Below are 9,840 nucleotides of genomic sequence, written 5' to 3' on the forward strand. Positions count from 1 at the left end.
TGCATCTTCCTTAAATCGCTTGTTAAATGTTATTGAATTCACACCTATAAATTTCTCCCTTGTACTCATTTGACAAAGGTAATACTATTTTCGTTTTTGGGCGGCCTAAACGCCTATACCTATAATTATATTATCCTATTTTTTATTTCCACATTTCACTTCCTTCAAAAACTACATACTTAGTATACTTTAAAGTGTCCTTTTCCAATAAAAACATTGCTCCAAAATAACAACCGATTACATAAAAGGAAGCTGATTTATCGTTTTTTGATATCTCGATTTCAAAATTATTCAAAACTTTTATATTTTGATCTTTTGAAATGGGATCTCCAATATATTTTCCAGTTTCGAATTCCCAAACGGCACTCATTCTATTTGGCATAAACAAAAATCTGTCCGCAGCAATAATTAAGAATAGAATCAAAATCAGTCTAGATAATTTATTCATCTGAAATTTTGAGCTTTACTGGGTTTTGACGAGTATCAAAAATTTGAAGAATACGGATTTCTGTCTTGGAGTGAATTTTATAAATAATTTTATAATTTCTAACAATCATCCTTCGATAAGGTGCACCCAAAATTTCATCCACTTGATACTGCTCTACAAAACAAATACTTTTACTTTGAGCAATAATATCTCTTATAACATTTCTTGCCCCCTGAAGAGATTTTAATTTAATAAATTCAAAGATTAGTTTCAAATCAGCTTTAGCGTGGTTGTCCCAGAGTATGACAATTGCCTTTTGCATATTACCAATTCTCGATTTCTTTTTCTAAATCTTCAATTGTAGTGAATTTGCCCGATGAAATTCGTTCATCGGCTTCTTTGACCATCTGGATATACTCTTCCTTATCTACAGGATAACCACTAACAGTATGCGCCACAACTTCCTTGTCTAAAACTGATTTTAGAGCAATAATTTTTTTCAGTTTAGTTTCATCATTGATATGAAGCAACCAATCCATCAACTCCTCTTTTTTTGCAGCTATATCCATCTTGCCTAGTTCTTTAGAGAGACAAATATACAAAATTTAAATACTCATTCTAAATTCCTCAATTATAGGATTTACTTTTGAAAAATCTGTTTCTTGAATGAACAACTCTACCGCTTTTGCACTTACCATACTCGGAAACACATTCGATTGGTTGTTATCACGAAGCACCGTTTCAACACCTATTGCTTCAATTTTACTTTTGAGGGAAACGGCTAAAATCTCAGTTCCCGAAAACACTTTCATTAATCCCATAGTATGGTCTGTTGTTTGTTGTTCTACTTAAAATAATTTATTCCTCTTCAAGGCCTTCTTCATCCTCTTCAAATTCTGTTTCGTCTTCAGTATCTTCCTCTTCAAAATCATCTTCCTCTTCATCAAAATTAAATTCAAAAGGTTCTACCAGCATTTTATCGGCTAATATTTCGATTCTTTCGTTGAGCACATTTGTAAAAATAATGCGTTGAGTTTTGGCAATACTATTCGAAATTCGCATAATTTTAATTTCGTGACGCAATTTCAAAATTGGATCAGCATCATCAAGAATTAACATTCGTAATCGGTTTACATTATACCCTGCTGTACTAAACATATCGTTTAGTTTATTGGGCGTACCTATCAGAATATCGATTCCCGTAGAAACGTAATTTTTATCATAGTCCATATCGCCTTTGTCGTGAACACCATAAATCTCTAATCCAGAATTTTTTCCATAGCGTTCAAAAAGAGCCACCATTTCGAGAACTTTCGTTTTATCTTCCACAACAATCAAAGCGCGTGGCGATTCTTCGGTGCTTCCAGCCAATTTTTGAATCACGTTGATCACAATTGCAGTTGTTTTTCCGCTTCCGTTTGGTGCAATGATAAGACAATCGGCACCGCTTTTTAGAGTCGAAAAGGTTTCTTTTTGCAGTTCATTGGCTTCGGTCAAACCGTTTGCGATGAGCGCTTCTTGCAGACTTCCGTTTATTTTTTTTAATTTCATTGTTTTTAATCTAAAGAATGGAAAAATCTAAAAAATCTAAAACAATTCATTTTGCTTCTTTAGATTCTTTCGTTTTTTTTGCTTTTTTTGCTTTTTTTATTTTGACGCAAACAGTTGCACATCAGTTTCAGAAATTTCGTTTCCGCCCAAGATAATCAATCGCTCGACCACATTACGGAGTTCCCGAATGTTCCCTGTCCAATCGTATTCTTGTAATAATTGAATGGCTTCTTTGGAAAAATGTTTCACCGTATTTCCTTGTTCAGAGGCGATTTTTTGAGCAAAATGCGAAATCAACAAGGGAATATCATCTCTTCTTTCATTCAGCGAAGGTACATTAATTAGAATTACAGCCAATCGATGGTATAAATCTTCCCGGAAACGACCTTCGGCGATCTCTTTTTTCAAGTCTTTATTGGTTGCTGCAATGACACGAACATCGACTTTGATGTCTTTGTCGGCACCCACTCGAGTAATCATATTCTCTTGCAATGCTCGTAACACTTTGGCTTGAGCCGAAAGACTCATATCGCCAATTTCGTCTAAGAAAATGGTTCCTTTATCGGCAGCTTCAAATTTTCCTGCACGATCTTTCACCGCTGATGTAAAAGCGCCTTTCACGTGACCAAATAATTCACTTTCTATCAATTCGCTTGGAATAGCGGCACAATTCACCTCGATTAATGGAAAACTCGCTCGTTGACTTTTTTCGTGCAGTTGATGCGCCACCAATTCTTTTCCGGTTCCGTTGGGTCCTGTCACCAAAACACGAGCGTCGGTTTGCGCTACTTTATCAATCATCAATTTGATATGATTGATGGGTTCGCTTTGGCCAATCATCTCGTAGTTTTTGCTGACTTTTTTCTTCAGAATTTTATTCTCGACTACGAGTTGTTTTCTGTCTAAAGCATTGCGAACGGTGTTTAATAACCGATTCAAATCAGGCGGTTTTGAGATATAATCAAAGGCACCTAACCTCATCGTTTGGATCGCCGTGACCATATCGCCGTGACCTGAAATCATCACCATCGGAATTTCTGGTTTAATTTTTTTGACCGCTTCTAATACTTCGACTCCGTCCATTTTGCGCATTTTGATGTCGCACAAAACGAGATCGTAATCGTTGTTTTTGATTTTCTCAAGTCCAGCGACACCGTCTTCGGCATCTTCGACTTGATACGAATCATTCTCTTCGGAAAGTATTTTGGCCAATACTCTTCGAATCGCAGCTTCGTCTTCTATGATTAATATTTTTGACATATTATTATATTTTTTTTGCCACGAAGGCACAAAGGCACAAAGTTTATTTTGATACTGTATTCAAACATAAAAGACCACCCCGCCCTTTGGGCACCCCTCCAGAGGAGGGGAAGTTGTACGCATTTCGTTCTTGTAATGAGGTGCAGAAAAGACGGGGTTAATTATATTTTTCTTTTGAAAACGGATGCCCTAGCCCCGACAGCAGTGAAAATCCTTATGTGCCGGTGTTCGGTACATAAGATTGCAACGGATGGCGGGAAATAGCTCCTCATTATTTTCAATATTTCAACCATTTATACAATTCTTTCCAAGATGGTTTTTTACCATACATCAATATTCCGACTCTATAAATTTTTGATGCAAACCAAACTACAAAAAAGAAGGTTGCAAATAGTATTGAAATCGAAAGCACTAATTGCCACCATGGTACACCAAACGGAATTCGCATCAACATCACGATAGGCGATGTGAGCGGAATCATCGAAAATACCGTGGCTATGGTTCCGTGAGGATCATTGATTACAGTAAAAAATCCGATATAAACTCCCAATACTAATGGCATAATAATCGGCAAAAGAAACTGTTGTGAATCGGTTTCGTTATCTACCGCGGCTCCGATGGCTGCATAAAAAGAACTGAATAAAAAGTAGCCTCCGATGAAATAAATTACAAAACTAATTAGAATAGTAGCGATGGGCATTTGCCATAATTCCTGCACATACATTTGTGCGGTTCCAGTCATTTGCATATGGGCTGTTTGCATCGCTTCTGACGGAATTTTAGGCGCTGGACAAGTTTCCAAACCTAAATAATAGGAGGCGACTAGCATCATCGACAACCCAATAATTGCCCAAATAAAGAACTGAAGTAACCCTGCCAATGAAGTTCCGATGATTTTTCCCATCATCAACTGAAAGGGTTTTACAGAAGAAATAATAATTTCGACAATGCGATTGGTTTTTTCTTCGATAACGCTGCGCATCACCATATTACCGTATATAATGATGAACATCATAATGAGATAACCGAAAGCACCACCAATAGCAATTTTGATTTCGTTAAGTCCTTTTACCGTTTTTTCGCCAGAGGCTTTAACCAAGCCGATATTGACTGTAGCTTCAGCATTTTTGATGGCCAAAGTGTCTAAGTCCGCTGCCTCGAAGTTTTGTTTGGTTAATTTTTTAGCGATAATATCTTGCACGTTTTCAATAAAGGAAAGACTTGGGCTTTCACTTGAAACGAACTGTATTTTACTTTCCAAATCCTTATTGTTGGAAACTTTTGGAATAACAATTAATCCTTCGTAACTCTCGTTTGCGACACTGTCTTTCAGAAAATTGACATCTACTGCTGAAAAGTCGGCATATTTGTATTCCGCTTCAGTTTTATTCAAGGATAAAAATTCATTGACAAACAAACCCGATTCATCGTGAATAGCAATTTTTTTGGTATCGGATTTCATAGTACTCAGAAAACCCACAAAAACAGCGATTCCCACAAAAAGCAAAGGACTTAAAAAAGTCATTACGATAAATGATTTATTGCGTACTTTGGCAATAAACTCTCTTTTTATGATTAAAGATATGATACTCATTATTTGGAAATTACAATTTTAAAAAATTCCAAATTCCAAATAATTGGATTTTGGGATTTAGTTTAATTTAGATTTTATTTATCACTTACTGCTTGTATAAAAATATCGTTCACACTCGGTATTTTTTCCATAAAATGCGTTACTTGTCCTCGTTGCGTTAAAATGTGGAGCAACTCATTTGGCAACGCCTTACCTAATTGCACTTCGAGTTTGATTTCGTTATTAAGTGATTTGAAATTCGTTTGTCCCACTTTGAATTTTTGAGTAATGTCATACATCAATCCTTCGACATTATCGGACAAAATACCGACTTCAAAACTATTGGTACGGAACTTCCGTTTTACTTCGTCTAAACTTCCTTCGATTAGTTTATTCGATTTGTGGATTAAGGCGATATGGTCGCATAATTCTTCTACACTTTCCATTCGATGGGTCGAGAAAATAATGGTAGAACCTTGTTTTTGCAATTCTAAAATTTCATCCTTAATGACATTGGCATTCACGGGGTCGAAACCTGAAAATGGTTCGTCAAAAATCAATAATTTGGGTTTATGCAAAACGCAAACTACAAACTGTACTTTCTGCGCCATTCCCTTAGAAAGTTCCTCGATTTTCTTGTTCCACCAGCCTTGAATTTCCAATTTATCGAACCAATATTCCAATTGCGCTTTGGCTTCGGCTTTTGAAAGTCCTTTCATTTGAGCCAAATACAGACATTGTTCGCCCACTTTCATACTTTTATAAAGTCCTCGTTCTTCAGGTAAGTACCCAATATGGGAAATGTGTTTGGGGTCTAGCTTTTCACCATCAAGAATAATTTCGCCACTGTCGGGCATTGTTATTTGATTGATGATGCGAATCAGGGAAGTTTTTCCGGCTCCATTTGGGCCTAAAAGCCCATAAATACTCCCTCTGGGAACAGTTAGTGAAACTGCATTTAAGGCAACAAAATCGCCATATTTTTTTACAACATTGTTTACTTCAAGTATCGTACTCATAGAGGTATTTGAATTATTTTGAGTGTCTAGCTGTTCAAAGACAACTTAGACGCTTTGGTCTTGGGTGTGTAAAAATAGAAAAATAGCGCTAATAAGCTGTTAAATAAAACAAAAAAACCCACCCCTGTTTTCACAAGGATGGGAAAAATTATCATAATTAAAAATTATGAAAACATATCTTTCACTTTTTCAAAAAAGGATTTGTCGCTTTTTTCAGGATTTGGAACAAAATTTTCGTTTTCGAGATTGCTTTCGAAAAACTGTTTTTGCTCTTTATTTAGTGTTTTTGGTGTCCAAACATTCACGTGAACCAATAAATCTCCTGTTCCGTAACCATTTATGTTTGGAATTCCTTTTCCTTTTAATCTTAGGATTTTTCCAGATTGAATGCCTTCATCCAATTTAATTCTGACTTTTCCGTTGACGGCCGAAATATCTTTAGAAATTCCAAGAACTGCCTCAGAGAAACTGATGTATAAATCGTAATGCAAATTTTCACCTTCGCGTTTCAAGAATTCGTGCTCAATTTCTTCGATGGCTACAATTAAATCACCTGGAACACTATTTCCTGGAGCATCATTTCCTTTATTGGAAACTTTTAGTTGCATACCGTCAACCACGCCTGCAGGAATTTTTATGGTAACTGTTTCATCTTCCATAACCATTCCTTGCGAATCGGCTTCAGAAGGTTTTTTGTCTAATATTTGACCCGAACCGCCACAAGTTGGGCAAGTGGATGCCGATTGCATTCTACCTAAAATCGTATTGGTTACTCGCATAACCTGACCTTGACCGTTACAAGTAGAACAAGTTTTATAAGAAACTCCCTTGGCTTGAACTTTACGTTTTACTTTCACTTTTTTCTCAACACCATTGGCAATTTCTTCCAATGTCAATCTTACTTTGATTCGAAGATTGGTTCCTTTGACACGACGTTGTCCTCCGCCTCCGCCAAAACCACCGCCACCGCCAAATGCGCTACCGAAGATATCTCCAAATTGACTGAAAATATCATCCATATTCATTCCCCCGTGACCACCACCAAAACCACCTGAACCATCAAAAGCTTGATGTCCGTATTGATCGTATTTGGCTTTTTTCTGAGGATCACTCAATACTTCGTAAGCTTCGGCAGCAGCTTTAAAACTTTCTTCTGCCGCAGCATTACCAGGGTTTTTATCCGGGTGAAACTCGAGTGCTTTTTTTCTGTATGCCTTTTTAATTTCGGCAGCATCAGCATTTTTGGAAATGCCAAGTATTTCGTAAAAATCTTTTTTCATTTTTCAATTTAGGAATTAGCCCTTCGACAAGCTCAGGGTGACAATAAGGATTTTAAGAAATTAATTTCCGATTACCACTTTTGGGAAACGGATAATTTTGTCACCCAATTTGTATCCTTTTTCGATTACATCAACAATTTTTCCTTTCATTTTAGGAGAAGCAGCTGGAATTTGGGTGATAGCTTCAGCAAAATCGGCGTCGAACGCGTCACCTGGATTTACATCAACTTGCTCTAATCCTTTTGAAACTAAAGTGCTTTTCAATTTTTCTTGAATCAATTCTACACCTTGAATCAAAACATTGTCATCCGTTTTTTTGATTTCGGATAATGCTCTGTCAAAATCGTCTAAAACGGGAAGCAAAGCCAACAATACATCTTGATTGGCAGTTTTGAACAACTCGATACGCTCTTTTGCCGTTCTGCGTTTGTAATTTTCAAATTCAGCGAACAAACGGATGAATTTATCTTTTTCGGACGCTAAATCTTGTGATAATTGTTCTTCTCTCGATATTTCCTCTACTCTTTCTTCAATTGCAGCATCCAATGCATCTGTATTACTATCATTATTTTCAATTGGAGTTGGATCAACAATTTCGTCGTTTAGCTTATTTTCAGTCGTCATTCTTGTATTGTTTTTAAAAAAATTGGTAAACTTCATTTTTATTCTTTTCTGTTGATTGCAAAAGTACTGCCAAAACTTGAAAAATGTCAAATTGTCATTCATTAATTAATACAAAAAAAAAGAAGCCACAGCACAGTGAGCTAAAAATAATTATTCGTGTGGCAAAAATTTAATATAATTTTAAGACTAAAACGTTGTAGTTTGTATAAATTTGTCCGGGTTCAAAAAGTAAAATAAAAAATTAAGGTTGGCTTCTGGTCTTTAAACTATTATTAATTCACTATGTATTATATTTAAAAAAGCTTCGTTTAAACAAACGAAGCTTTTTTTTGTTTTATGCAGTTTATAAGACAGGATTAATCCTATATATTTGACTAGATAGCAAAACCAATTTGAACAAGAGTACCCTATAGTATCCCCTGTTTTTTTTCAAGAATTTTTATTTTTAAAGTAGTTTCTTCTATTCAATACTAAACACTCGCACGAGCATAGTCTTCTTTCTTGTCTTTGCAATACTTAAACCCTTTCAAACGGATTTTTTTGAGCAGGAGAAGCCCTTTCTTTTCTTAAAACTAGCATCGTCAGGTAAACTACACAATTTATGAAAATCCGGATCTTATATATTCAATCCTACTAGTAAGTACTAACAGAGCAAAAGAAATTACAACGCAAAACAAAAAAATATAATAAAAATACCACTTTTTATTAATTATAATTGTATTTTATCGATTTTATATGCTTTTCATCGGTTATTTTAATTTTTTATTTCTATGTTTGAAAACTCGGAATACGTTGAACAGCACGTTTCAATGTACCATAATATGAGAAAGTAATCCAGTATTTAACCTTTAACTGTAATAGTATGAAAAAAATAACTTTACCCAAATCAAGTTTTTTTCTAATTGTTTTGTTGACTTTGGTTTCCTTCATTGGATACTCGCAAACTACTGTTACATTATCTACTGGCACTAGCTGGACGGTTCCAGCAGGTGTTACAAGTATAACTGTCGAAGCTTGGGGTGGTGGCGGAAAAGGTGGAACTAGAACTACAAACGGAAATGGGGGCGGAGGGGGCGGAGGTGCATACGCAAAAAAAATCATAACGGTAACTGCCGGAAATTCATATAATTATTCCGTAGGGGCTGGAAGTACCACTACATCCGCAGGTGGAGATTCTTGGTTTTTAGACAACACAACAGTTCTAGCTAAAGGAGGAAATAGTGTGGCTAACAATTCTGCAAGCGGCGCAAGCGGTGGCGCTGGAAATCCAACAAGTATAGGCGATGCTGGGTTTGTATTTGCAGGAGGAAATGGAGCAACTGGTTCTGCAGCTTTTGGCGGCGGCGGTGGTTCTTCAGCCGGAACCATAAATCCATCTAATGGTGTTAATGCAACAAACGCAACAGGAGCTACCGCAACAGATGGAGGCGCTGGTGGAAAAGGTGGAGACGGTAGAAGCACCTCACAAGGGAATGGAACCGTAGGAAGTATTCCTGGTGGTGGTGGCGGTGGTGCCTACAGGACTTCTAGTGGCACACAAAACGGTGGCAATGGAGGAAATGGCCAAATTAGAATAACCTACACACTACCCGAAATAAACATTCAAGGAAACAGCGCAAATATCAATGATAACGCTACCACAACTACCGCAACCAACGGAACTATTATAGGACCAGGCACAACCAGCATAGGATCGAGTATTTCTAGAACCTACACCATACAAAATACTGGTCTAGGAATTTTAACTATTGGTACTATAACCCTAAGTAATACAGCAGAATTCGCTGTAACTACCCCGCCTAGTACAACTGTGGCCGCGGGTGGCACTACCACCTTTACAGTTACATTTAGCCCTATAGGATTTGGACAAAGATTTACAACCATTTCTATTGAAAATAATGATCCAAATGAAAACCCATATAACTTCGTAATTCAAGGTGTTGCCGTTGGGCCTGAAATAAATGTTATTGGAAATAATCTGGAAAAAACGGTCAAATTGACCACCCATTTCCAGTGCAAATTGACCACCAGTTTCGGAGCAAACTGACCACCTAATTTCGGTCTAAATTGACCACCCAAAAAACTCCAGCTTTTTTTCATGTTGTT

11 protein-coding genes are annotated in these 9,840 nt (G+C 36.6%); 1 reads left to right on the forward strand and 10 read right to left on the reverse strand.

Features of this window, described 5'->3' with window-relative positions:
- Nucleotides 1–142 precede the first annotated feature (142 nt).
- From ACIQ1E_RS12360 to ACIQ1E_RS12405, 10 genes are all read right to left on the reverse strand, one after another.
- Nucleotides 143–448 (reverse strand): hypothetical protein, encoded by a 306-nt coding sequence (locus tag ACIQ1E_RS12360; protein ID WP_396171611.1) that lies wholly within the window; start codon nucleotides 446–448, stop codon nucleotides 143–145.
- A complete protein-coding gene (locus ACIQ1E_RS12365) occupies nucleotides 441–749 on the reverse strand; it encodes a type II toxin-antitoxin system RelE/ParE family toxin (protein WP_396171612.1) in 309 nt (102 codons plus the stop codon). Before ACIQ1E_RS12365 ends, ACIQ1E_RS12360 begins: the two co-directional genes overlap by 8 nt.
- Before the next feature lies 1 nt (nucleotide 750).
- Nucleotides 751–996: a hypothetical protein gene (locus ACIQ1E_RS12370; RefSeq protein ID WP_396171613.1), complete on the reverse strand. Its 246-nt coding sequence runs from the start codon at nucleotides 994–996 to the stop codon at nucleotides 751–753.
- A gap of 36 nt (nucleotides 997–1,032) precedes the next feature.
- Complete coding sequence (locus ACIQ1E_RS12375; RefSeq protein ID WP_396171614.1) at nucleotides 1,033–1,248, reverse strand: DUF2007 domain-containing protein; 216 nt, start codon at nucleotides 1,246–1,248, stop codon at nucleotides 1,033–1,035.
- A gap of 37 nt (nucleotides 1,249–1,285) precedes the next feature.
- Nucleotides 1,286–1,978 carry a DEAD/DEAH box helicase gene (locus ACIQ1E_RS12380; protein ID WP_396171615.1) on the reverse strand — a complete coding sequence of 231 codons (693 nt, stop codon included), beginning with the start codon at nucleotides 1,976–1,978 and terminating at the stop codon, nucleotides 1,286–1,288.
- A 96-nt stretch (nucleotides 1,979–2,074) separates the two neighbouring features.
- Nucleotides 2,075–3,238, reverse strand: a complete 1,164-nt coding sequence (locus ACIQ1E_RS12385; protein ID WP_396171616.1) for a sigma-54-dependent transcriptional regulator — start codon at nucleotides 3,236–3,238, stop codon at nucleotides 2,075–2,077.
- A gap of 277 nt (nucleotides 3,239–3,515) precedes the next feature.
- Nucleotides 3,516–4,832 (reverse strand): ABC transporter permease, encoded by a 1,317-nt coding sequence (locus ACIQ1E_RS12390; RefSeq protein ID WP_396171617.1) that lies wholly within the window; start codon nucleotides 4,830–4,832, stop codon nucleotides 3,516–3,518.
- 74 nt (nucleotides 4,833–4,906) lie between these two features.
- Nucleotides 4,907–5,830 carry an ABC transporter ATP-binding protein gene (locus tag ACIQ1E_RS12395; protein WP_396171618.1) on the reverse strand — a complete coding sequence of 308 codons (924 nt, stop codon included), beginning with the start codon at nucleotides 5,828–5,830 and terminating at the stop codon, nucleotides 4,907–4,909.
- Between the two features lie 164 nt (nucleotides 5,831–5,994).
- Nucleotides 5,995–7,110, reverse strand: coding sequence for a molecular chaperone DnaJ (dnaJ, locus tag ACIQ1E_RS12400; RefSeq protein WP_396171619.1), 1,116 nt, complete (start codon nucleotides 7,108–7,110; stop codon nucleotides 5,995–5,997).
- Between the two features lie 60 nt (nucleotides 7,111–7,170).
- A complete protein-coding gene (locus tag ACIQ1E_RS12405) occupies nucleotides 7,171–7,770 on the reverse strand; it encodes a nucleotide exchange factor GrpE (RefSeq protein ID WP_396171620.1) in 600 nt (199 codons plus the stop codon).
- 826 nt (nucleotides 7,771–8,596) lie between these two features.
- Here ACIQ1E_RS12405 and ACIQ1E_RS12410 point away from each other — a divergent pair.
- Nucleotides 8,597–9,781 (forward strand): choice-of-anchor D domain-containing protein, encoded by a 1,185-nt coding sequence (locus tag ACIQ1E_RS12410; RefSeq protein ID WP_396171621.1) that lies wholly within the window; start codon nucleotides 8,597–8,599, stop codon nucleotides 9,779–9,781.
- Nucleotides 9,782–9,840: the final 59 nt, after the last annotated feature.

It is taken from the genome of Flavobacterium sp. (genome assembly GCF_044348915.1).
Lineage (GTDB): Bacteria > Bacteroidota > Bacteroidia > Flavobacteriales > Flavobacteriaceae > Flavobacterium.